The organism is Streptomyces sp. NPDC031479, assembly GCF_055581065.1.
In genome coordinates, this window is the sequence record NZ_JBVIKC010000016.1 from 1 (window position 1) to 21,779 (window position 21,779).

Annotated in this window: 19 protein-coding genes; 14 read left to right on the top strand and 5 right to left on the bottom strand. The window is 72.2% G+C overall.

The features are described from left to right. Positions 1-100 precede the first annotated feature (100 nt). The gene (locus ACZ5D2_RS19390; protein ID WP_371679014.1) at positions 101-649 is read right to left on the bottom strand and encodes a DUF1062 domain-containing protein; all 549 of its coding nucleotides are present in this window, start codon (positions 647-649) and stop codon (positions 101-103) included. Between the two features lie 470 nt (positions 650-1,119). On the opposite strand from ACZ5D2_RS19390, the gene ACZ5D2_RS19395 reads away from it, so the two are divergent. The 5 genes from ACZ5D2_RS19395 (at position 1,120) to ACZ5D2_RS19415 (ending at position 4,655) form a co-directional block, all read left to right on the top strand. Then, a complete protein-coding gene (locus tag ACZ5D2_RS19395) occupies positions 1,120-1,770 on the top strand; it encodes a DUF4360 domain-containing protein (RefSeq protein ID WP_371679015.1) in 651 nt (216 codons plus the stop codon). Between the two features lie 35 nt (positions 1,771-1,805). After that, positions 1,806-2,468, top strand: a complete 663-nt coding sequence (locus ACZ5D2_RS19400; RefSeq protein ID WP_371679016.1) for a DUF4360 domain-containing protein — start codon at positions 1,806-1,808, stop codon at positions 2,466-2,468. A 160-nt stretch (positions 2,469-2,628) separates the two neighbouring features. Next, positions 2,629-3,477: a helix-turn-helix domain-containing protein gene (locus tag ACZ5D2_RS19405; RefSeq protein WP_371681306.1), complete on the top strand. Its 849-nt coding sequence runs from the start codon at positions 2,629-2,631 to the stop codon at positions 3,475-3,477. Beyond that, positions 3,437-3,697, top strand: coding sequence for a DUF397 domain-containing protein (locus tag ACZ5D2_RS19410; protein WP_371679017.1), 261 nt, complete (start codon positions 3,437-3,439; stop codon positions 3,695-3,697). The genes ACZ5D2_RS19405 and ACZ5D2_RS19410 overlap by 41 nt, the downstream gene beginning before the upstream one ends. Positions 3,698-4,364: 667 nt before the next feature. After that, positions 4,365-4,655 (top strand): hypothetical protein, encoded by a 291-nt coding sequence (locus ACZ5D2_RS19415; protein WP_468930705.1) that lies wholly within the window; start codon positions 4,365-4,367, stop codon positions 4,653-4,655. Between the two features lie 22 nt (positions 4,656-4,677). Here ACZ5D2_RS19415 and ACZ5D2_RS19420 read toward each other — a convergent pair whose 3' ends face one another. Both ACZ5D2_RS19420 and ACZ5D2_RS19425 read right to left on the bottom strand, forming a co-directional pair. Beyond that, positions 4,678-5,340 carry an HAD family acid phosphatase gene (locus ACZ5D2_RS19420; RefSeq protein ID WP_371679019.1) on the bottom strand — a complete coding sequence of 221 codons (663 nt, stop codon included), beginning with the start codon at positions 5,338-5,340 and terminating at the stop codon, positions 4,678-4,680. A 127-nt stretch (positions 5,341-5,467) separates the two neighbouring features. Next, positions 5,468-6,364: a hypothetical protein gene (locus tag ACZ5D2_RS19425; protein WP_468930709.1), complete on the bottom strand. Its 897-nt coding sequence runs from the start codon at positions 6,362-6,364 to the stop codon at positions 5,468-5,470. A gap of 86 nt (positions 6,365-6,450) precedes the next feature. Here ACZ5D2_RS19425 and ACZ5D2_RS19430 point away from each other — a divergent pair, with 86 nt between their 5' ends. From ACZ5D2_RS19430 to pepN, 5 genes are all read left to right on the top strand, one after another. Continuing rightward, the gene (locus tag ACZ5D2_RS19430) at positions 6,451-7,269 is read left to right on the top strand and encodes a S1 family peptidase (RefSeq protein WP_468930712.1); all 819 of its coding nucleotides are present in this window, start codon (positions 6,451-6,453) and stop codon (positions 7,267-7,269) included. A gap of 244 nt (positions 7,270-7,513) precedes the next feature. Further along, on the top strand, positions 7,514-8,170 hold the full coding sequence (locus tag ACZ5D2_RS19435) for a response regulator (RefSeq protein WP_371679022.1): 657 nt from the start codon (positions 7,514-7,516) through the stop codon (positions 8,168-8,170). A gap of 85 nt (positions 8,171-8,255) precedes the next feature. Beyond that, complete coding sequence (locus tag ACZ5D2_RS19440; protein ID WP_468930717.1) at positions 8,256-9,410, top strand: sensor histidine kinase; 1,155 nt, start codon at positions 8,256-8,258, stop codon at positions 9,408-9,410. A 65-nt stretch (positions 9,411-9,475) separates the two neighbouring features. After that, entirely contained in the window at positions 9,476-9,799 is a 324-nt protein-coding gene (locus ACZ5D2_RS19445) for a chorismate mutase (RefSeq protein WP_030242160.1), read from the top strand. Between the two features lie 86 nt (positions 9,800-9,885). After that, positions 9,886-12,402: an aminopeptidase N gene (gene pepN / locus ACZ5D2_RS19450; RefSeq protein WP_468930721.1), complete on the top strand. Its 2,517-nt coding sequence runs from the start codon at positions 9,886-9,888 to the stop codon at positions 12,400-12,402. On the opposite strand, the gene ACZ5D2_RS19455 is transcribed toward pepN, so the two are convergent. Continuing rightward, positions 12,403-14,247, bottom strand: a complete 1,845-nt coding sequence (locus tag ACZ5D2_RS19455) for a hypothetical protein (protein WP_468930723.1) — start codon at positions 14,245-14,247, stop codon at positions 12,403-12,405. It abuts the gene before it with no gap. Between the two features lie 354 nt (positions 14,248-14,601). Here ACZ5D2_RS19455 and ACZ5D2_RS19460 point away from each other — a divergent pair, with 354 nt between their 5' ends. Together ACZ5D2_RS19460 and ACZ5D2_RS19465 are read left to right on the top strand one after the other, a co-directional pair. Next, a complete protein-coding gene (locus ACZ5D2_RS19460) occupies positions 14,602-15,993 on the top strand; it encodes a pyridoxal phosphate-dependent decarboxylase family protein (RefSeq protein WP_371679026.1) in 1,392 nt (463 codons plus the stop codon). Further along, positions 15,990-17,399: a lysine N(6)-hydroxylase/L-ornithine N(5)-oxygenase family protein gene (locus tag ACZ5D2_RS19465; RefSeq protein WP_371679027.1), complete on the top strand. Its 1,410-nt coding sequence runs from the start codon at positions 15,990-15,992 to the stop codon at positions 17,397-17,399. Before ACZ5D2_RS19460 ends, ACZ5D2_RS19465 begins: the two co-directional genes overlap by 4 nt. Positions 17,400-17,537: 138 nt before the next feature. Here ACZ5D2_RS19465 and ACZ5D2_RS19470 read toward each other — a convergent pair whose 3' ends face one another. Then, positions 17,538-19,340 carry a bifunctional metallophosphatase/5'-nucleotidase gene (locus ACZ5D2_RS19470; RefSeq protein ID WP_468930727.1) on the bottom strand — a complete coding sequence of 601 codons (1,803 nt, stop codon included), beginning with the start codon at positions 19,338-19,340 and terminating at the stop codon, positions 17,538-17,540. A 128-nt stretch (positions 19,341-19,468) separates the two neighbouring features. Between ACZ5D2_RS19470 and ACZ5D2_RS19475 the strand changes: the two genes are divergently transcribed. Beyond that, on the top strand, positions 19,469-20,173 hold the full coding sequence (locus ACZ5D2_RS19475; RefSeq protein WP_371679029.1) for an SIMPL domain-containing protein: 705 nt from the start codon (positions 19,469-19,471) through the stop codon (positions 20,171-20,173). A 157-nt stretch (positions 20,174-20,330) separates the two neighbouring features. Then, positions 20,331-21,758 carry a pyruvate kinase gene (gene pyk, locus ACZ5D2_RS19480; protein WP_371679030.1) on the top strand — a complete coding sequence of 476 codons (1,428 nt, stop codon included), beginning with the start codon at positions 20,331-20,333 and terminating at the stop codon, positions 21,756-21,758. Positions 21,759-21,779 lie beyond the last annotated feature (21 nt).

Here is a 21,779-nt window from a genome sequence, read left to right on the forward strand (position 1 = left end):
TACCCCCCCCCCCACCACCCCCCCCCCCCCCCCCCCCCCCCCCCCCCCCTCCCCCCCCCCCCCCCCCCCCCCCCCCCCCCCCCCCCCCACCCGGGGGGACTCAGCGCTTGAGCGTGAAGGTGAAGTCGCCGGAGAGCCTGCCGCCCAGCCGGACCGCGGAGACGAGCTTGCCCTCCTCTGCCAGCCTCTCCGTCTCCGCCCGCGAAAGGCCGCAGCCTTCGGCGATCAGCCGCAGCGGCCGGACGGGGATCCGTGCCGCGAAGCGGACGGACACGTCGATCACCTCGCGGTCCAGGTGGTCCGATCCGCCTGTGTCGAGGCGCCAGGCACCGTCCCAGTCGAGGGCGATGCGATTGCGCCGCCGCAGGACCGGGTCCTGGAGCAGCTCGGCCGCCAGGCCGGGGTCGTTGTCGTGCAACCGGTCCAGCAGCGCGGGCCGGACGGAGCGCACGTTCGCCCGCTCCAGAACCGTGAGCTTCGCCGTTTCCCCGCATCCGGTGCAGAGCACGAGGAGCCAGGCGTCGAGGAGCTTGTGGTGTGCGTTGACGCGGAATTTTCCGTTCGCCCGGAAGCGGTCGGACGCGCACGCGTGGCAGCGGCGCAGGACGAGCGGCAGGCATGTGGGCATGACGACCCAGTTGTTGAGCACAGGGGTACACCGATTTTCAGTGAGAAGTCCGCAGCAGGAAGCAGCGCGGCGCAAGAGGCGCGACGCGCTACGAATCAGCACTCGGGGTGTCTCACACGGTGTACAACGGGCCGTCCTTGCCTGGGCGATGTGGTCCGGGAGCACGGTAAGGGCGGACAGGGGCTCCGTTCCACCGGTTTTCGGCAGGGAAGGCGTGCGGCACGGACACGTGCGCGGCCGGTCAGGCGGGATCCGCCGGGCCGGAGTTCGGGACATCCTGTGTGCCGCCGGGACGGTGCGGCGGGCCGCGCGGTGGGGGAGCACCGCTGATGGGTGCGGTCGCGGGGGGCTGCGGACTCGCGGGTTCCGGCCAGGGGGCGACGGCCGGGCCCGGCCCCGGGCCGCTTGTCCGGTACGCGCCCCTCCCGGACCCCTCCGACCGTGATGGCATGTCCACGCCCAATCCCGCTCCTACGGACGGAGAAGCAGACATGCGCCTTCGCAGACTCACCCTCGGGGCCGCCGCCATCGCCCTGGCGGCCGTCGCCGCTCCCGCCCCCGCCCAGGCCGACACCCCTACGGTGCCGCCCGGACGCGTCACCGTGGAGGTGGCCGGGGCCAACGGCTCGGGCTGCCCCGCCGGTACCACCAGCATCGCCGCGGCCCCCGACAACAGCGCCTTCACCGTCACCTACAGCGACTACCTCGCCCAGACCGGCGCCGGCTCCGGCGGCACCGACTTCCGCAAGAACTGCCAGCTCGCCCTGCGGGTCCACGTACCCCAGGGCTACACGTACGCCATCGCCCGCGCCGACTACCGCGGCTTCGCCAGCCTCCAGCGCGGGGCCTTCGGCCAGGAGCGCGCCGGCTACTACTTCCAGGGCGCCTCGCAGACCGCCCGCACCACCCACCAGTTCAGCGGCCCCTACGGGGACAACTGGCAGGCCAGCGACCAGACCGGCTACAGCGACCTGGTCTGGGCCCCCTGCGGCGAGACCCGCGTCCTCAACGTCAACACCGAGCTGCGCGTGTACGGCGGCTCGTCCAGCCCCTCGGCCCTGAGCTTCATGAGCATGGACTCCACCGACGGGAGCGTGAACACCGTCTACCACTTCGAGTGGAAGGAATGCCCCGCCGCCTGACAGCGCGTTGCGCGTAAGCAGAAGGAGTGACAAAGATGTCGCATTCCCTGTCCCGCACCCTGTTCGTCGGCGGCGCGGCCGCCGCCCTGATCGCCACCGGGGCCCCGGTCCAGGCCCAGGCGTCCATCACCGTCCCGCCCGACAAGATCGTCATCGAACTCGCCACCGTCAACGGCTCCGGCTGCCGCGAGGGCACCGCCCAGGTCGCCGTCGCCCCCGACAACACGGCCTTCACCGTCACCTACAGCGAGTACATGGCCCAGATCGGCCCCGGCGCCCCGCCCACGGGCTTCCGCAAGAACTGTCAGCTCAACCTCCGCGTCCACGTGCCGAACGGCTTCACGTACGCGATCGTCCAGGCCGACTACCGCGGCTTCGGCTACCTTCAGCCCGGTGCGACCGGGGTGGAACGTGCCAACTACTACTTCCAGGGGATGCCGCAGACCGCCCAGCGGACCCACACGTTCAGCGGCCCGTTCAACGACAACTGGCAGTCGACCGACAAGACGGAGTACGCCGACCTCGTCTGGGCCCCCTGCGGTGAGAAGCGGAACTTCAACATCAACACCGAGCTCCGGGTCAACCCGGGCACGTCCAGCCCCACCGCCACCAGCTTCATGGCGATGGACTCCACCGACGCCAGCGTGAACACCCTGTACCACCTCGCCTGGGCGACCTGCCCGACGCCGAAGAAGTAGCCCCTGCGGCGGAGGGGGCGGGACCGACGTGCGACGGGCCCCGCCTCCTCCGCCGTGCGGATTGCCGGATTCCGGGTACCGGTACGCGGTGGAGTGGTTACGCTCGGCGACGGACACGACGAACGCCGCCACCCGGCGTGAACTTGGGGGTGACCGCCTCATGGTCAACATCCGCGACCTCGACCCCAGCGCCTCGCCGCTGGACTACTACGGCTCCGAACTGCGCCGGCTGCGGGAGGAGGCGAAGCTGAAACAGGAGGACCTGGGGGGCATCGTCTTCTGTACGGGGTCCCTGATCGGGCAGATCGAGACGACGCGGAAGGTTCCCACAAGGGACTTCTCCGAACGGATCGACGCTGCGCTGGGGACGGGTGGGATGTTCAGCCGCCTGATCGGGCTGGTCCTGCGCAGCCAGCTGCCGCACTGGTTCCAGGCGTACGCGGAGATGGAGGCGAAGGCGGAGTACATCTCCACGTACCAGTGCCAGCTGGTCTACGGGCTGTTGCAGACCCCTGGCTACGCGAGGGCGGTGCTCGGCATCGACCACCCCGACACCGTGGACACGGTGGTGGCGGCGAGGATGGACCGGCAGCGCATACTCAAACGCGGCAACCCGCCTGTGCTGTGGGTCGTGCTTGACGAGGCGGTCCTCCATCGTGAGATCGGCGGCCGGGAGATCATGCGTGATCAGCTCGCCTACTTGCTGGAAATGCGGGACCGGCGGTGGGTCAATGTCCAGGTGCTTCCCTTTTCGGCGGGCCAACACGCCGGGATGATGGGTTCGTTCAACCTCCTGCGGTTCGATGAGGACCCAGACCTGCACTACAGCGAGAGCTACGACTCGGGCCATATGACGGCCAATCCGCAAGTGATCAGGGAACGTTCGGTCGGATACGCTCGCCTTCAAGCCGAGGCGCTGTCGCCCGGAGCATCGGCGGCGCTGATCGCACGGGTAATGGAGGAACGCTATGGAGACCGGCCTGGATCTGACGTGGGTGCCGTGGCGTAAGTCGTCGTACAGCGGCTCCAGCGGCGGCGACTGCGTCGAGTGCGCCCCCCTCGGCCCCGTCACTTGGGTCAAGGCCAGCCGCAGCGGCGGCACAGGCGGCGAGTGCGTCGAGGTCTTCGCCCAGCCCTGCGCCGTCGCCGTCCGGGACTCCAAGAACCCCGGCGGCCCCGTCTTCACCGTCGGCCGGGCCGCCTTCGAGGCCTTCGTCGGGGCCCTGTAGCGCGTGGGTCCCCGGCGGCGCGGCCCGCTGCTACTCCGTGGCCGGCTCCCCGCACACCGGCGAGCCGATGCGCATCACCGTCAAGCGGGTCCCCGGCGGGCTCGGCACCGGCTGGGTCTGTGACGGAGTGGCCCCCGGGTGCACATCGGCTACGCGTAGGGGACGCGCGGGGAACGCGCATGAGGAAGGCTCCGGGTCCGGCCCCCTGGCGGGGAGGTCGGGTCCGAAGCCTTTCTCGTGCGATGGGATATGACTACCCGCTACATCCACTCGCTGAACCGCAGCCGGCCCAACATGTTGTCCATCGCCCGCGCCGGCACCGCCGGTTCGAGGTCCCGCGGGGGCGCGGGGGGCGTCCGGGCGGCCCGCCCGGCCCCGTAGAGCTCCCGTCACACGGCCCGTGCGCACGCCGCCACCACGGGGGCCGGCCGCGCCGGTTCCCGTTCGCCGCCCCGGCAGGTGGACACCGAGACGGCGCTCGGCGGCGGTGATGGGGGAGACCTGCCCCGGTCCGGGCGCCACCATCGGCCCGGCGATGGCCTTCTCCTGGGCGGCGGTCAACGCCATCGCGGGCGATCGCGGTACCGGCTGACGGAGCTGGGTGTTCCGCCGCGGTGCTGCGGGCACAACGCCACCACGCCGAATGCGACGGAAGGGGCGGTGGGGCATGGAAGAGGAAGAGCCTTGGGCCAAGGTCGCCGTGTTGTCGGCCTTCGTGGTGTGGGGGGCGCTGGGCTGGATCGTGATGGACTCGGACCTCCAGGGCATCGAGGACCACCTCGGCTGGTGGATGCTCGCCATCGGCGCCATACCCCTGGTGATCACCGTCGTGGGCGCGTTCTACTCCGACGACACCACCGAGGGCGGTGGCGGCGACTGGAAGAACGAGGGCCACGGAGCCGGCCCGGGGTCCGGCTGCGGTGGCGCGTGCGGGGGCTGCGGGGGCTGCGGGGGCTGACCCGGCCCCCGCGAGCCCCGGGTCAGGACAGCTTGCCGCCGTAGTCGGGCAGCTTGACGGTGCGTTCGGCGTGGCCGCCGACGAGGTCGCTCTCGTTGTTGCCGATGTTGGCGATGATCGTGTAGCCGCGGGCCTCGATCTCGGCGCGCTTGGCCGTCTTGTACGCGCTCACCTGCTCGAACAGGGCCGGCAGGTCCCGTACGTACAGCCCGTCGACCGGGTAGCCGACCGCCTTCAGATTGCGCTCGGTCAGGGAGTACACGATGCCGGGGCGCGCGGTGACGAAGAAGATCGCCACACCGCGGTCGCTCGCGTACCGGGTCAGCGCGCGGACCTTGTCGATCGCGGGGGTCGGGAACGTCCAGAACCAGTGGAAGTCCGTCTCCAGCGAGGAGTTGTCGATGTCGAGGACGATGGCCGGCTTCTCCCCGGCGGGGGAGGCGGCGATCCGCTGCTCGATGGCGGGGCGGGCGGCGTCGACGACGGCGGCCACGTCGCGCTGCCAGGTCGCGTAGTCGATGCCCAGGATGGCCGCGTTGCCGCCGGGGGCGGACGCGGCGGGGGCGGCGACGGGCGCCGGCGCGGGGGCCGGGGCGGCCTCGGCGGCGGTGGCCGGCAGCAGGGTCAGGGCGGTGGCGGCGACGACGGCCGCGGCGGCGGCGCGGGCGCGGTGGGCTGCGAGCATGTGGGGGCGCTCCTCGGGCATGCGTTGACATGTACGCGCTTAGATTCGGCCAGCGCCGCGCCTATGTCTACTGGTCGGTAGGAAACTTTTCGTGGCCGCCCGGTGAAGCCTCCCCCTCGGAGCCCGCCTAGGGGTCGCACTCCAGCACGGTGCGGCACACCCCGCACCGTGCCCGCAGCGCCCCGCCGCCCGTCGGCAGCCGCAGCCACTGCCCGCACACCGGGCACGGGAAGCTCACCCGCACCTCCCCGTCCCCGCCCCGTCCGAACCGGTACGCCGCCCCGCGCGCCGGTGCCGCCCCCGCCCGCCGGGCGCGGGCGTAGCGCAGCCGTTCCGTCCGGCCCGCTCCGGCCAGGGGTGCCCGGCGCCACTCCCGGTCGGCGAGCGCGCGGCCGCGTACGTAGGCCTCGTAGGCCCGGGGGCTGGTGAACCAGGGGGAGGGGTCCTCCCCGAAGAGGCGGGCGCGGCGGGCGAGGACGTAGCCGAACTCCTCCGGGGTGAGGTAGCCGAGCTTCTGGTGGGTCAGGGCGTCCTCGCGGTAGGCGTCCAGCAGCAGCCAGCCGGCCCCGAGGAGGACGGCGGCCGTGTCGGTGAGGACCTCGTCGTCGGCGGTGGTGGGGAAGCGCAGGCCGAGGCGGTGCAGCAGCACGTGCGCGGCCTCGTGGGCCAGGGCGGCCGCCAGGTCGCGGCGGTGGACGCGGAAGCGGTCGTCGACCTCCACGAAGTATTCGGGGCCCGCCGCGAGCTCCACGGTGGCCGCGTCCCGCATCGGCCGGAAGGCGACCACCATCCGCGCGTCGGGCAGCCGCAGAGCGCGCACCACGGCGGACGCCACCCGGTGCGCCCCCAGGTGCAGGTCCTCGTCGGGGCCGAAGGCCGCCTCGGCGGGATCCAGGCTCGTGGCGTAGGCCCGGATCCCGTCGGCGGTCAGTGCGCGGAAGAGTGCGCCGATCGCCGCGCGGACCGTCTCCAGGTGCGGAAATCCGTGCTCGACGGGGCTGCTCCGGCGGCCGTTGTCCGTCATGCCGTCCCCCGGGCCGGAAGTTGTCCGAAAAGGCCTTCTTGAAGCCCGCGGCGACGCAGGAGTGTCATGGACGTGTCATGAACCCGATGGCGCGCACAGCCCAACCCCCCACGAAAGGCAGTGTGTTGACCGTGGCCACTCTCGCAAGAGTCCTCCAGCGCACCCTCGCCGCCGGCGCCGTGGCCCTCGCGGCCGTCAGTCTCCAGCCCACCGGCGCCAGCGCCGCCCCCGCCCCCGTCGTCGGCGGAACCCGCGCCGCCCAGGGCGAGTTCCCCTTCATGGTCCGCCTCTCCATGGGCTGCGGCGGCGCCCTCTACACCCAGCAGATCGTGCTGACCGCCGCCCACTGCGTCGACGGATCCGGCAACAACACCTCCATCACCGCCACCGGCGGTGTCGTCGACCTCAACAGCTCCAGCGCCGTCAAGGTCAAGTCCACCAAGGTCCTCCAGGCCCCGGGCTACAACGGCAAGGGCCGCGACTGGGCCCTGATCAAGCTCGCCAAGCCCATCAACCAGCCCACCCTCAAGATCGCCGAGACCAAGGCCTACGACAACGGCACCTTCACCGTCGCCGGCTGGGGCGCCGCCCGCGAAGGCGGCGGCCAGCAGCGCTACCTGCTCAAGGCCCAGGTCCCCTTCGTCTCCGACGCCTCCTGCCAGAGCTCCTACGGCTCCGACCTCACCCCCGGCGAGGAGATCTGCGCCGGCTTCGCCCAGGGCGGCGTCGACACCTGCCAGGGCGACTCCGGTGGCCCGATGTTCCGCCGCGACAACGCGAACGCCTGGATCCAGGTCGGCATCGTCAGCTGGGGCGAGGGCTGCGCCCGCGCCGGCTACCCCGGCGTCTACACCGAGGTCTCCACCTTCGCCGCCGACATCAAGGCCGCCGCGGCCGGCCTGTAGCCCCGGCCCCCGCTCCCACTCCCGCCCCTCGCCCTTCCGGCCGCCCCCGACGGGGCCGGAAGGGCGAGGCGCGCTGCCCCGAACGTGCGTAATCCCGGGAGAGCCGTCGCGAGCCCGGCCCACCGCCGCCCCCACCCCGTGACACCCTCCCGACGGCCCGCCGTGCGGTCGCGGGCCGACACCCGCCCCGGTCCGACGGGAAGGACCCACCGGCGGCAGCGGGCGACAGCGGGGAAGGCAGCGCATGACGATCAGCGTGGTCATCGCGGACGACCAGGAAATGGTCAGGACCGGCTTCCGGATGATCCTCGAAAGCCAGCCGGACATCGAGGTCCTCGCCGACGTCGTCGACGGAGAGGCCGCCCTCGCCGCCGTCGCCGAGCACCGGCCCGACGTCCTCCTCCTCGACATCCGCATGCCCCGGCTCGACGGACTCGAAGTCACCCGCCGCCTCACCGGCAGCGACGGCCCGCGCATCGTCATCGTCACCACCTTCGACCTCGACGAGTACGTCCACGCCGCCCTCCACGGCGGCGCGTCCGGCTTCCTCCTGAAGGACGCGAGCCCGGCCATGCTGGTTGAAGCCGTCCGGGCGGCGGCCGTCGGCGACGCCCTCGTCTCCCCGGCGATCACCGTGCGGCTGCTGCGCGAGATGGCCCCGCGCACCACCGCCGCCCAGGCCGCCCGCCGCCCCGCCGAACCCCTCACCGAACGCGAACGCGAGGTCGTGCGCTGCCTCGCGCGCGGGCTGACCAACGCCGAGATCGCCGCCGAACTGTACGTGTCCCTGTCCACCGTCAAGACCCACCTCGCCAACGTCCAGGCCAAGCTCGACGCCCGCAACCGCGTCGAGATCGCCGCCTGGGCCTGGGAGAGCGGCCTCGCCGCCGGCCCCGCGTGACCCCCCGCCCCGGCCCCACACCGCCCCCGCCGGCCACCACGCCCGCGTCCCGCCCCGGCCCGCGCCCGGCGACCGGCGCCGCCCCGTGAGCCCGCTCGCGGCATGGTCGCGGCGGCATCCCCGGGCCGCCGACCGGATCCGGATCCTGCTCCCCCTGCTCCTCCTCGGCCTCGTCACCTTCGAGGGCGTCGCCCTCGCCCGCCAGCCCAGCTTCCCGCACGCCGCCGTCTGGACCTCCGGCGTCCTCGTCTGCCTCAGCGCCGCCCCCTGGCCCGGCCTCCCCCTCCTCGCCCGCGCCTGGTTCGCCGCCGCCACCACCTGGACCGTCACCCTCCTCCTGATCTTCGGCACCCCGCCCGACGTGGTCTGGGGCGTCGGCGAGGCCATCGCCCTGCTCGTCCTCCTGTCCCAGGTCCTGCTCCGCGCCCCCGTCCGCACCGCCGCCGTCCTCGGCCCCTTCCTCGGCCTCGGCTGCATGGCCGTACCCGTCCGCGACACCGACCCCGGCCGCTTCACCCTGCTCTTCTCCGTCCTCGCCGTCGTCGTCGGCGCCTACTCCCTCCTGCTGCGCTTCCAGGCCGTCCAGCGCGTGCGCGAGCTGCACGCCGTACGCACCGCCGAACGCCTGGAGCTCGCCCGAGAGCTCCACGACCTCGTCGCCCACCACGTCACCGGCATCGTCGTCGAGGCCCGCGCCGCCCGCTTCACCAAGGTCACCGCCGAACACGCCGCCGAGATCTTCGGCCGCATCGAAACCGCCGGCGGCGAGGCACTCGGCTCCATGCGCCGCCTCGTCACGATCCTGCGCCAGGAAGACGCCGCCGCCGCCCCCGCCGGCACCACCCCCGTCGCCGGCCTCGCCGACCTGCGCCGGCTCGTCGAACGGTTCTCCGCCACCGGCCCGCCCGTCGTCCTGTCCATCGAGGAGGGCCTCGACGACCGCCTCCCCGACCTCGTGGCCGCCACCGCCCACCGCATCGTCCTCGAAGCCCTCACCAACGTCTCCAAGCACGCCGCCACCGCCACCGCCGTCCGCATCGGCCTGCGCACCGTGCCCAGCGGCCTCGAAGTGCGCGTCGCCGACGACGGCGGCCGCCCCGCCCGGCTCTCCGACAAGGCCCGCGGCGGCGGCTACGGCCTCGCCGGGATGGCCGAACGCGCCGAAGCCCTCGGCGGCTCCCTCACCGCCGGTCCCGCCCCCGAAGGCGGCTGGCTCGTCATCGCCGTCCTGCCCCTGTGAGGCCCCCGTCTCACGGACCGACTGGACGCGGTACCGGCCGCCCCCGCCACGTATTCTCGGGAACCATGAACAACAGCGACATCGACGAGGTCGACGAGAACGTCACCGCCGAACTGTCCCGACTGCGCGACAGCATCGACAACATCGACGCGGCCGTGGTCCACATGCTCGCCGAGCGCTTCAAGTGCACCCAGCAGGTCGGCCACCTCAAGGCCAAGCACCAGCTGCCCCCGGCCGACCCGGGCCGTGAGGCCAGCCAGATCGCGCGCCTGCGCCAGCTGGCCGAGAACGCCAAGCTCGACCCGGCCTTCGCCGAGAAGCTCCTCAACTTCATCATCGCCGAGGTCATCCGCCACCACGAGACGATCGCCGCCGGCGAGGACCAGTAACCGCGACCCCCGCCCCCGGACGCCCGGCGGCGGGGGCACCGCCCGCCCCCTGGGCCGCGCCACGACCGTCAGGCAGCATGGGCCCCATGTCCGCACTGACGCGCAACGAAGCGCAGCTCCGAGCCCAGCTCCTCGACGTCCACCACTACGCCGTCACCCTCGACCTCACCACCGGCGACGAGAACTTCGACTCCACCACCCTCATCAGGTTCACCGCCCGCACCAGTGGTGACACCTTCGTGGAACTGAAGCCCGACGAACTGCGCTCCGCCACGCTCGACGGCCACCCCCTCGACCCGGCCACCCTCGACGACGGCCGCCTCCCGCTCACCGGCCTCACCGAAGGCCCCCACGAGCTGCGCGTCGACGCCCGCATGCGCTACTCCCGCACCGGCGAGGGCCTGCACCGCTTCACCGACCCCGCGGACGGGGAGGCGTACGTCTACTCCCAGATGTTCATGGACGACGTCCAGCGCGTCTTCGCCGCCTTCGACCAGCCCGACCTCAAGGCCGTCTTCGAGTTCACCGTCACCGCCCCCGCCCACTGGAGCGTCCTCGCCAACGGCATCACCACCCGCGCCGGCGACCGCGACACTGACGGCGCGGGCATCTGGACCTCCGCCCCCACCCCCGTCATCTCCACCTACCTCGCCGCCGTCGCCGGCGGCCCCTGGCACAGCATCACCACCGAACACGCCGGCCTCCCCTTCGGCCTCCACTGCCGACGCTCCCTCGCGCCCTTCCTCGACGCCGACGCCGACGAGATCCTCTCCGTCACCACCGCCTGCTTCGACCGCTACCACGAGAAGTTCACCGAGCCCTACCCCTTCGACTCCTACGACCAGGCCTTCGTCCCCGAGTTCAACGCGGGCGCCATGGAGAACCCCGGCCTCGTCACCTTCCGCGACGAATTCGTCTTCCGCTCCGCCGTCACCGACACCGAGCGCCAGACCCGCGCCATGGTCGTCGCCCACGAGATGGCCCACATGTGGTTCGGCGACCTCGTCACCCTCGCCTGGTTCGACGACATCTGGCTCAACGAGTCCTTCGCCGAATACATGGGCTACCAGACCCTCACCGAAGCCACCCGCTTCACCCACACCTGGACCGAGTTCGGCGTCACCCGCAAGGCCTGGGGCTACGACGCCGACCAGCGCCCCTCCACCCACCCCGTCGCCCCCGGCCCCGACGACGTCCCCGACACCGCCTCCGCCCTCCTCAACTTCGACGGCATCTCCTACGCCAAGGGCGCCTCCGCCCTGCGCCAGCTCGTCGCCTGGCTCGGCGAGAAGGACTTCCTCGCCGGCATCAACACCCACTTCGCCCGCCACAGGTTCGCCAACGCCTCCCTCGCCGACTTCGTGGACTCCCTCGCCGCCCACACCGACCGCGACGTCCACGCCTGGGCCGAGATCTGGCTGCGCACCACCGGCGTCGACACCCTCACCCCCCACATCGAGGACGTCGCCACCGGCGACGGCCCCGGCGGCTGGACCCTCACCGTCGACCGCGACGGCAGCCGCCCCCACCGCATCACCGCCGGCACCTACACCCTCGCCCCCGACGGCCTCCTGGAACGCGCCGAACTCCTCGACCTCGACGTCCCCTCCGACGAGGTCCTCTCCGTCAGCGGCCCCCGCCCCGCCCTGCTCGTCCTCAACGACGGCGACCTCACCTTCGCCAAGGTCCGCCTCGACGACACCTCCCTCGAAACCGCCCTGCGCGGCCTCTCCCGCATCCCCGACCCCCTCACCCGCGCCGTCGTCTGGGGCGCCCTGCGCGACATGGTCCGCGACGGCGAACTCGAACCCGAGGCCTACCTCGCCACCGCCGAGGCCCACCTCCCCGGGGAAACCGACCTCGCCGTCGTCCAGGGCGTCCTCACCTTCGCCCGCACCCACGTCGCCGACCAGTACACCGACCCCGACGGGCGCGCCGCCGCCCTCGCCACCCTCGGCTCCATCGCCCGCGACCTCCTGCGCCGCACCGAGGACGGCAGCGACCCCGGCCTGCGCCTCGCCGCCGTACGCGCCCTCATCTCCTGCGCCACCCAGCCCGACACCATCGCCGCCTGGCTCGCCGACGGCTCCATCGCCGGCGGCCCCGCCCTCGACCCCGAACTGCGCTGGAGCATCCTCGCCCGCCTCGCCGTCCTCGGAGCCGTCGACGAAGCCGCCGTCGACGCCGCCCTCGCCGCCGACCCCAGCGCCACCGGCCAGGAGGGCGCCGCCCGCTGCCGCGCCGCCCTGCCCACCCCCGAGGCCAAGGCCGCCGCCTGGCAGCGCCTCTTCCACGACGACACCCTGTCCAACTACCTCTTCACCGCCACCGCCCAGGGGTTCTGGCAGCCCGAACAGGCCGACCTCGTACGCGAGTACGTCCCCCGCTTCTACCCCGACGCCGTCGCCCTCGCCGCCCGCCGCGGACCCGCCATCGGCCAGGCCGCCGGCCGCTGGGCCTTCCCCGCCCACGCCGTCGACCAGGCCAACCTCCAGGCCGGCCGCACCTGCCTGGAAGACCCCGCCATCCTGCCCCTGCTGCGCCGCCAGCTCGTCGACCGGCTCGACGACCTCGCCCGCGCCCTGCGCGTGCGCGGAGCCTGATCAGCGCAGACAGCCCACCACCCGCACCGACACCCGGGCCGTGGCCGTCAGGCCACTGTCCGGGTCGGTGGCGGTGAACGTCAGCGGATACGTCCCGTCGGGCAGCAACGGCACCAGGAACGTGCCCGACGGGCCCGCCCCCAGCGCCACCGGCCCGTCCGGCCCCGTCAGCCGCCAGGCCGTGTACTGCGGATCGCTCAGCGGCCGGTCACCCGGCCGCGTCCGCGCCGTCCCCGCGAACACCTCCTCGCAGCCCCGCCGCAACTGCCCGCCCGCGCCCGGCCGCTGGACCGACACCACCGGCGGCTGCGGCTGCGCCGGGGGACCGGAGGACGTACCGCCCGGCGTGCCGGGGACACCCGTGCCGGGAGAACCGCTCGCGCCGTTCGGGGCACCCGACGTACGGGAGGACGGCGCGGGGGAGCGGCCCGGGGCCGACGGGGTGCCCGCACTCGCGGACACCCCGGGCGACGTCCCAGGGGACACCCCCGGCGAGACCGTGACCGCCGTCGGCCCGGGCGGCACCACCGCCACCGACGGCAGGTCCGGCCGTACGGGGACCGGCGCCGACGCCCCCTTCGACGGCGAGGTCGGCACACCCGGGACCGACCCGCACACCACGGCCGCCACCAGCGGCTGCCCGGCCGGCATCGCCGACGTCCGCAGCTCCTGGTCGTCCGCGCCGTGCGCCCGCTCGTCGAAGTACCCGTTGCCCGTCGACGTCTCCCGGTCACTGTGCTCGATCCACACCGAATCCCGGTACAGGGCCCCCGCCCGCTGCTGGTTGACCCCCGTGACACGCCAGTCCTTCACCGTCCGGCCCGACGGCACGCCCGCCGCCACCGGAGCGTCCGCCGACGCGTACAGCCAGCCGTCCCCGAAGAACCGCTGCGGGGCCTCCAACGCCCCCGACTCGTTGCGCGCCGGGAACCGGAACCCCCCGCCCACCACCAGGCGCCCCTTCGGACAGCGCACCACCGCCTCCGCGGCGCCACCCGCCGGGACCGGCACCTCCACGCTCGCCACCGACCAGTCGTTCACCTTCACGCACACCGGCCGCACCCCGACCGCGAAATTGGCCTGCGGCGGCTGCGGATCCACGATCCGCGTCCTGCGCACCACGTCCGAGGAATCCGACATCGGGAAGGAACGACTGCTCAACTCCGTCCCCGGATTCACCGACACCTCCCAGAACGCGGCGGTACTCGTACCCGCTCCCGGCATCAACCGGTCCAACGGCACCGGCGCCACCGCACGGTTCCCCAGGATCCGCCCCGCCCGGAACTCCGCCCCCACCATCGTGTAGCCGCCGCCGCAGGACGGCGTCGCCACCGCGTTCCCCGGCACACCCGCCAACGGCCCGTCCGTCGTCAGATCGTGGATGCTCCCGTCGAACCGGGAGTTCGGCAACTTGTTCGGGCGGTCCCGGAACGCGTGCGCCCGCCACGTGAAGTCCAGCCCCGGCTCGATCTCCGCCTTCACGTTCACGCACAACGCGTACGAGGTCAACGTCGCCCCGTCCGACCCCGGATTGAACGCCGACGCCAGCCACGCCCCGCCGATGAAATGACTGTTCGTCGCGAAGCCCGACCCGGCGATCCGGTAACCCCCGCCGATCGCCGTCTCGTGCGCCAGACACCCCGCGACCGTCAACCGCTCCCCGCCCGCCGGAACCGCCACGGACGTGCTCCGCTCGACCACCGCCACCGCGTCCGGCCCCCGCGACACCCACCACACCCCCGCCCCGGCCCCCGCCGACACGACCAGCACCCCCGCGGCCACCACCCCGACCGTCTTGGCGCCCACCGCGCCGCCCACCCTCGCGAACACCCCGGAACCCGCCATCGACCGCCTCCAGCCGCGCACTTGTGGGCCGTGGGCAATGTAATCCCGCCACGCCCCGCATCCCAGAGCCGTGCGACCCAAGACTTCCCCACACCCGCCCGCCACCCCACCGGACCCCACCGCCCACCCGGCCCGCACCCACGTCCCACGGCCACCCGGCCACCCCCGCGCCCCGCGGCCACCCGACCCGGAGCCGAAGCCGACGCCTCCCGCAAAAGAAAGGGCGGCGGCCGGAAATCGACCCCGGACACACCCCGGCGGTTACCCCATTCGGGGCTGATCGTTGTACCGGCCGGGTGTCCCGCCCAGCCTCGGCCACGCAGCGCCACGCCCAGCCCAGCCCCCGGAGGCCCCATGACCGTGCCCACGCCCGCGCCGACGCCTCCACTCGCGGGCGGCCGCCACGGCGCCGACGCGCTGCGCCCCCTCCTCGACACCGCCCTCACCGCCCTCACCACCGGCGCCCGGGAACGCGGCGGACCCCTCCCCGCCGGCGGCCCCGACACCGTCGCCGCCCGCGTCGCCGCCGCGCTGGGCGACGTACTCCCCGCCCACGGCACCGGCGACCACGAAGCACTCCGCACCCTCGTGCACACCCTCACCGCCGGCGCCGCCGACCCCGCCGACCCCCTGTGCGCCGCCCACCTGCACTGCCCCCCGCTCGCCGTGGCCGCCGTCGCCGACCTCGCCGCGAGCGTCCTCAACCCCTCCCTCGACTCCTGGGACCAGGCCCCCGCCGCCTCCGCCATCGAAGCCCACCTCACCCGCACCCTCGCCGCCGAGCTCTACGGCACCCCCCGCGCCGACGCCCTCCTCACCACCGGCGGCACCGAAGCCAACCAACTCGCCCTCCTCCTCGCCCGCGAACGCCACGGCCCCCACCTGACCGTCCTGCACGGCGCCAACGCCCACCACTCCATCCCCCGCGCCGCCTGGCTCCTCGGACTGCCCCCCGCCCGCGCCCTCCCCACCCCCAACGGCACCCTCGACCCCGCCACCCTCGCCGAAGCCCTCACCCACACCCCCGGCCCCGTCCTCGTCACCGCCACCGCCGGCACCACCGACGCCGGACTCATCGACCCCCTCACCCCCCTCGCCGACCTCTGCGACCGACACGGCGCCGACCTCCACATCGACGCCGCCTACGGCGGCACCCTCGCCCTCAGCCCCCGCCACCGCCACCGGCTCGACGGACTCACCCGCGCCCGCTCCCTCACCCTCGACCTGCACAAACTCGGCTGGCAACCCGTCGCCGCCGGCCTCCTCGCCGTCCGCGACACCACCGACCTGACCCCCCTCGCCCACCAGGCCGACTACCTCAACGCCACCGACGACACCGACGCCGGCCTCCCCGACCTCCTCGGCCGCTCCCTGCGCACCACCCGCCGCCCCGACGCCTTCAAAATCGCCGTCACCCTGCGCTCACTCGGCCGCGACGGCCTCGCCCACCTCATCGACCTCACCTGCGCAGCAGCCCACCGGCTCGCCGACCTCCTCGACGCCCACCCCGGCTTCGAACTCCACGCACACCCCACCCTCACCACGGTCCTCTTCCGACCCACCCCCACGGACGACGACCAGCTCGCCACCCTGCGCCGCACCCTCCTCCAGGACGGCACCGCCGTCCTCGGCCGCGCCACCGCCGACGGCCGCCTCTGGCTCAAGGCCACCCTCCTCAACCCCCACACCACGGCCAGGGACCTGGACACCCTCGTCGCCCTCCTGGAAGGCAGAACCCACCGATGACCGCCCAGCTCGATGCACCCCACGACCTCGTCGGAATCGGCATCGGCCCCTTCAACCTCTCCCTCGCCGCCCTCGCCCACGGCCTCCCGCAACAAGGCATCGGCACCCTCGCCACCGCCTTCTACGACCAGCGCCGCGACTTCCGCTGGCACCCCGGCCTCCTCATCGACGGCGCCACCCTCCAAGTCCCCTTCCTCGCCGACCTCGTCACCCTCGCCGACCCCACCAGCCCCTGGACCTTCCTCAACTACCTCAAGCACAAGGAACGGCTCTTCCCCTTCTACTTCGCCGAGCAGTTCCACATCCAACGCGCCGAATACGACGCCTACTGCCGCTGGGTCGCCGGCCGCCTCCCCGGACTCCACTTCGGCCACCAGGTCGACGCCGTCCGCTGGAACCCCGAACGCGACCTCTTCGAAGTCGACTACACCCAGATCGACACCGACGGAGAAGCCGAAGCCCTCGGCCGCACCTACACCCGCAACCTCGCCCTCGGCATCGGCACCGCCCCCTACGTCCCCGAACCCCTGCGCCCCCTCGCCGACGCCCCCACCGTCCCCGTCATCCACTCCGCCGACTACCTCGACAACCGGCAGCGCATCCTCGCCGCCGACCACGTCACCGTCATCGGCTCCGGCCAGTCAGGCGCCGAAGTCTTCCTCGACCTCCTCCGCGCCCGCCCCCACGGCCGCGAACGCCTCACCTGGCTCGCCCGCACACCCTCCTTCGCCCCCATGGAGTACTCCAAACTCGGCCTCGAACACTTCACCCCCGACTACACCCGCTACTTCCACGCCCTCCCCGAACCCGTCCGCGACCGGCTCGTCCCCGCCCAATGGCAACTCCACAAGGGCATCGACGCCGCCACCATCGCCGCCATCCACGAAGAGCTCTACCGCCGCACCCTCCACGGCGGCTGGCCCGACACCGTCCTCACCCCCGGAGTCAGCGTCCGCACCGCAGGCCGCGTCGCCACCACCAAAGTCGAACTCCACATCGAGCACACCCAGCAGGGCACCCGCTCCCGCCTCACCACCGACGCCGTCGTCCTCGCCACCGGCTACCGCGAACGCCCCCTCACCAGCCTCCTCGCCGGCCTCGACCCCTACCTCCGCAAGGACTCCTCCGGCCGCCCCCGCATCGACGACCGCTACCGGATGATCCTCGACCCGTCCGTCACCGGCAGCGTCTTCGTCCAGAACGGCGAACGCCACACCCACGGCGTCGGCGCCCCCGACCTCGGCCTCGCCGCCTGGCGCAGCGCCGCCATCCTCAACACCCTCACCGACAAAGAGGCCTACCCCCAGCCCCACCGCACCGCCTTCACCACCTTCGGCCTCGAACAGCGCGAACACACCCGCCCCCACCCCGCCGGCGAACTGCTCCCCCTCGTCGAACACCCCTGAAACCCGGGCCAGGACACCGACCGGCCCACCCCACCCCCGGCACCGGCGTCACCCGCACCCCGTTCGCACGCCCCCCCGAACGCACCGGGGGCCGGAGTCCGCCACCGCGAACCCCGACCCCCACCGGAACACCAGGCCCTAGAAGACGGGCACCCCGGCCCGCGTCAGCCGCCAGTCCACCGAAGCGAACGCCGCCGGATCCACCGTCCCCTTCGCCTTCACCCACTGGATGATCGTGTTACGTATTTCCTCCGAATTCGCCCACAACTGCTGTGCCTTCGGCACGTGCGGGAAGTTCCCGCCCCCCGACGCCCGGTAGTTGTTCACCGCGAACACGAACCGCGCCGCCGGATCCACCGGCTTCCCCTGGAACGACAACCCCACGATCCGCGACCCCACCGGCTGCGCGATGTCGATGTCGTACGACAGCCCGTACACCGCGTCGTAGTTGTAGTCCGGAACGCTCTCCGAATTCGTGATCTTCGCCGGATCCACCACACCACCCGGCGCCGTCTGCACGTAGTACCGCGCCGAATACTCCAGATAATCCTTCAGCTGCGCACCCGTCAGCAGCCGTGCCTCCAGCGTGTTCTCGAACGGATACAGCCCCGCCGCATCCTTGATCGTCACCTGCCCGGCCGGAACCACCGCCGTCCGCGAGAAGCACGACGCCTGCGACAGCACCGGCAGCGCCGCCCACTGCGAACCCGCCAGCGCCGCCTTCACCGTCTCCGCCTGCACGTGATTGATCAGATCGATGATCGGCACGTCCTTCACCGGACCCTCCGCCGACGACATCGCCTGCGTCGACGTACCGATCACCTGGTTCACGTACGCCACCACCTTGCGGTGCTCGTCCGACAGCAGACGCACGATCTTCGGATCCTCGACCGCAGTGTTCGAGTTCAACACCTTCGCCGACACCTTCGCCACCGACCAGCGGCCCTTCTCCCACACCAGCTCGAAGTCGAACAGCGTCAGCCGCTGCCCCCACTTCAACGGCTCCGACAGCACCACGTCCTTGCCGGTCGCCTTGTTCTTCACCCGGTACTCCGGGATCTCCGTGTGCGCGTGACCCACCAGGATCGCGTCGATCCCCGGCACCTGCTCCGCCACCAGACCGGCCGCGTTCTCGACGTACGGCAACTGGTCCCCGTACGAGGACGTACCGCTCGACCCCGAATGCGCCGACACGATCACCACGTCCGCACCCATCGAACGCAGCTTCGGCACGTACTTCGCCGCCTGCTCCTCCAGGCCCGGGAACGTCATCTTCCCCGCCACGTTCGCCTTGTCCCAGATCGCGATCCCCGGATTCGTCAACCCCAGCACCGCCACCTTCACGTCCCGCCCGTGCGGCGTCCGCAACCGGTGCATGCTGTACGGCGCGAACGCCGGCCGCAACGTCTTCGCATCCAGCGCGTTCGCCCCCAGCAGCGGGAAATCACACTGCTCCTCGAACTTCCGCAGCACCGGGATCCCGTAATTGAACTCGTGGTTCCCCAGCGCCGCCGCGTCGTACCCGATCGCGTTCATCGCCTGCGCCATCGGATGCACCGGACCACGACGCGCGGTGATCGGATCCACCTTCGCGTAGTAGTACGACAGCTGCGTCCCCTGGATCGTGTCACCCGCGTCGATCATCAGCGTGTTGCAACGGCCCTTCTCGGACCGCACCTGGTTCACCAACGTCGAGATCTTCGCCAGACCCACGTCGTTGTGCGCCTTGTCGTCGAACTCCTTGTCCGTGAAGTAGTCCCAGTTGAAGACGTTCCCGTGCAGGTCCGTCGTCCCCATCACCGTGAACGCGTACGTCCGCGGCCCCTTCGACGCCCCCTGCGCCTCCTGCGCGGAGGCCGGGGTGCTCGTGGCCCCCGCCAACGCGACGGCCGCACCGGTCGCGGCCGATGCCCCCATGAACTTCCTACGGTCGAACGCCATGCCATCTCCCCTTTTGAGGCGTGAACAACGCGCGTAGATTCTGACCCACGGGTAACAACCAGCAACACCCCCGGCAGGTTTCGATCCGATGACCACACCCCCACGAATGACAGTGCGACAGTGAATCCATGACCCAGGACGCCACGCACCAGCCCTACGGAACCCCCGACACCCCCCGCGTCGCCGTCCGCGGCGAAGCCAGGCTCGAAGTCGACCCCGAAATCGCCCGCATCGGCATCACCGTCAGCGCCCGCGGCACCGACCGCCGCACCGCCCTCGACGACCTCACCCGCCGCAACAACACCGTCCTCGAACTCCTCAAGAGCTACGGCGAACCCGTCGAGAAGATCGAGACCGGCGCCTTCTCCATCACCCCCGAACTCACCCGCCACGGCCGCGGCGAACGCATCCGCGCCTACCACGGCCGCGTCCACATCACCGCCGAACTCAACGACTTCACCACCCTCGGCGAACTCACCACCCGCCTCGCCGACCAGGAACTCACCCAGGTCGACGGCCCCTGGTGGGCCCTGCGCCCCACCTCGCCCGCCCACGGCGAAGCCCGCCGGCAAGCCGTCCTCGAAGCCGTGCAGCGCGCCCGCGAATACGCCCAGGCCCTCGGCGCGAACCTCGCCGCCCTCGTCGAACTCGCCGACCTCGGAGCCGAGAACGCCGCCCCCGTCGCCATGGCCGCCCCCGGCGGCATGATGCGCGCCATGTCCTTCGGCGGCACCGAGGACGGCGGAGCCCCGCCCCTCGACCTCGAACCCCAGCGGCAGACCGTCTACGCCCAGGTGAACGCCCGCTTCACGATGACCCCGCCGCAGCTCTGAAACCCGTACAAAACGCCGAACCGGTGCCCCGTCGGGGGTGCTCATCGGAGCACCCCCGCGCACATTCAACATTTGTCAACAACCTTTTGCCCAAAGGTTGTTGAGTAGACACCCGGAACCAATTTCCTACTGTCTGGTAGGGGCATACGCTCGACCCATGCGCCGAGCGAAAATCGTATGTACCCTGGGCCCCGCCACCGACTCATACGACCAGATCAAAGCCCTGGTCGAAGCCGGAATGGACATCGCCCGCCTCAATCTCAGCCACGGCACCTACGCCGAACACGAGGAGCGCTACCAGCGCGTACGCAAGGCCTCCGACGAGACCGGCCGCAGCGTCGGCATCCTCGCCGACCTTCAAGGCCCGAAGATCCGCCTCGGCCGCTTCCGCGAAGGACCCGTACTCCTTGAACGCGGCGACGAATTCACCATCACCGTCGAACACCACGAAGGCGACCGCCACACCTGCAGCACCACCTACCCCGGCCTCGCCAACGACGTCACCCCCGGCGAACGCATCCTCGTCGACGACGGCCGCGTCACCCTCGAAGTCACCACCGTCGACGGACCCCGCGTCCACACCCGCGTCATCGAAGGCGGCATGGTCTCCGACCACAAGGGACTCAACCTCCCCGGCGTCGCCGTCTCCGTCCCCGCCCTCTCCGACAAGGACATCGAAGACCTCCGCTGGGCCCTGCGCACCGGCGCCGACGTCATCGCCCTCTCCTTCGTCCGCAGCGGCCACGACATCGAAGACGTCCACCGCATCATGGACGAGGAGGACCGCCGCCTCCCCGTCATCGCGAAGATCGAAAAGCCCCAGGCCGTCGACAACATCGACGACATCGTCGCCGCCTTCGACGGCATCATGGTCGCCCGCGGCGACCTCGGCGTCGAAATGCCCCTGGAGCAGGTCCCCATCGTCCAGAAGCGCGCCGTCAAACTCGCCAAGCGCAACGCCAAACCGGTCATCGTCGCCACCCAGATGCTCGACTCGATGATCGACAACTCCCGCCCCACCCGCGCCGAAGCCTCCGACGTCGCCAACGCCGTCATCGACGGCACCGACGCCGTCATGCTCTCCGGCGAGACCAGCGTCGGCAAATACCCCGTCGAAACGGTCCGCACCATGGCCCGCATCGTCGAAGCCGCCGAAGAGGACATCCTCGCCAAGGGCCTCCCGCCCCTCACCGACACCAACAAGCCCCGCACCCAAGGCGGAGCCGTCGCCCGCGCCGCAGCCGAAATGGGCGACTTCCTCGGCGCCAAATTCCTCGTCGCCTTCACCCAGAGCGGAGACACCGTCCGCCGGCTCTCCCGCTACCGCTCACCCATCCCCCTCCTCGCCTTCACCCCCGACGCCGCCACCCGCTCCCAGCTCAACCTCACCTGGGGCGTCGAAACCTTCCTCGGCCCCCAGGTCGACTCCACCGACGCGATGGTCGCCCAGGTCGAGGAAGAGCTCCTGCGCATCGGACGCTGCGTCCCCGGCGACGTCGTCGTGATCACCGCCGGCTCCCCGCCCGGCGTCAGCGGCAAGACCAACCTCGTCCGCATCCACCACATCGGCGACGCCGTCCGCTGACCCCGCACGGGGCCGGACCGG

Excerpts from the sequence above, each read along its gene's own strand:
- ACZ5D2_RS19395 (WP_371679015.1), top strand. The coding sequence starts at position 1,120 with ATGCGCCTTCGCAGACTCACCCTCGGGGCCGCCGCCATCGCCCTGGCG.
- ACZ5D2_RS19400 (WP_371679016.1), top strand. The coding sequence starts at position 1,806 with ATGTCGCATTCCCTGTCCCGCACCCTGTTCGTCGGCGGCGCGGCCGCC.
- ACZ5D2_RS19405 (WP_371681306.1), top strand. The coding sequence starts at position 2,629 with ATGGTCAACATCCGCGACCTCGACCCCAGCGCCTCGCCGCTGGACTAC.
- ACZ5D2_RS19410 (WP_371679017.1), top strand. The coding sequence starts at position 3,437 with ATGGAGACCGGCCTGGATCTGACGTGGGTGCCGTGGCGTAAGTCGTCG.
- ACZ5D2_RS19415 (WP_468930705.1), top strand. The coding sequence starts at position 4,365 with ATGGAAGAGGAAGAGCCTTGGGCCAAGGTCGCCGTGTTGTCGGCCTTC.
- ACZ5D2_RS19420 (WP_371679019.1), bottom strand. The coding sequence starts at position 5,340 with ATGCTCGCAGCCCACCGCGCCCGCGCCGCCGCCGCGGCCGTCGTCGCC.
- ACZ5D2_RS19425 (WP_468930709.1), bottom strand. The coding sequence starts at position 6,364 with ATGACGGACAACGGCCGCCGGAGCAGCCCCGTCGAGCACGGATTTCCG.
- ACZ5D2_RS19430 (WP_468930712.1), top strand. The coding sequence starts at position 6,451 with ATGGCGCGCACAGCCCAACCCCCCACGAAAGGCAGTGTGTTGACCGTG.
- ACZ5D2_RS19435 (WP_371679022.1), top strand. The coding sequence starts at position 7,514 with ATGACGATCAGCGTGGTCATCGCGGACGACCAGGAAATGGTCAGGACC.
- ACZ5D2_RS19445 (WP_030242160.1), top strand. The coding sequence starts at position 9,476 with ATGAACAACAGCGACATCGACGAGGTCGACGAGAACGTCACCGCCGAA.
- pepN (WP_468930721.1), top strand. The coding sequence starts at position 9,886 with ATGTCCGCACTGACGCGCAACGAAGCGCAGCTCCGAGCCCAGCTCCTC.
- ACZ5D2_RS19455 (WP_468930723.1), bottom strand. The coding sequence starts at position 14,247 with ATGGCGGGTTCCGGGGTGTTCGCGAGGGTGGGCGGCGCGGTGGGCGCC.
- ACZ5D2_RS19460 (WP_371679026.1), top strand. The coding sequence starts at position 14,602 with ATGACCGTGCCCACGCCCGCGCCGACGCCTCCACTCGCGGGCGGCCGC.
- ACZ5D2_RS19465 (WP_371679027.1), top strand. The coding sequence starts at position 15,990 with ATGACCGCCCAGCTCGATGCACCCCACGACCTCGTCGGAATCGGCATC.
- ACZ5D2_RS19470 (WP_468930727.1), bottom strand. The coding sequence starts at position 19,340 with ATGGCGTTCGACCGTAGGAAGTTCATGGGGGCATCGGCCGCGACCGGT.
- ACZ5D2_RS19475 (WP_371679029.1), top strand. The coding sequence starts at position 19,469 with ATGACCCAGGACGCCACGCACCAGCCCTACGGAACCCCCGACACCCCC.
- pyk (WP_371679030.1), top strand. The coding sequence starts at position 20,331 with ATGCGCCGAGCGAAAATCGTATGTACCCTGGGCCCCGCCACCGACTCA.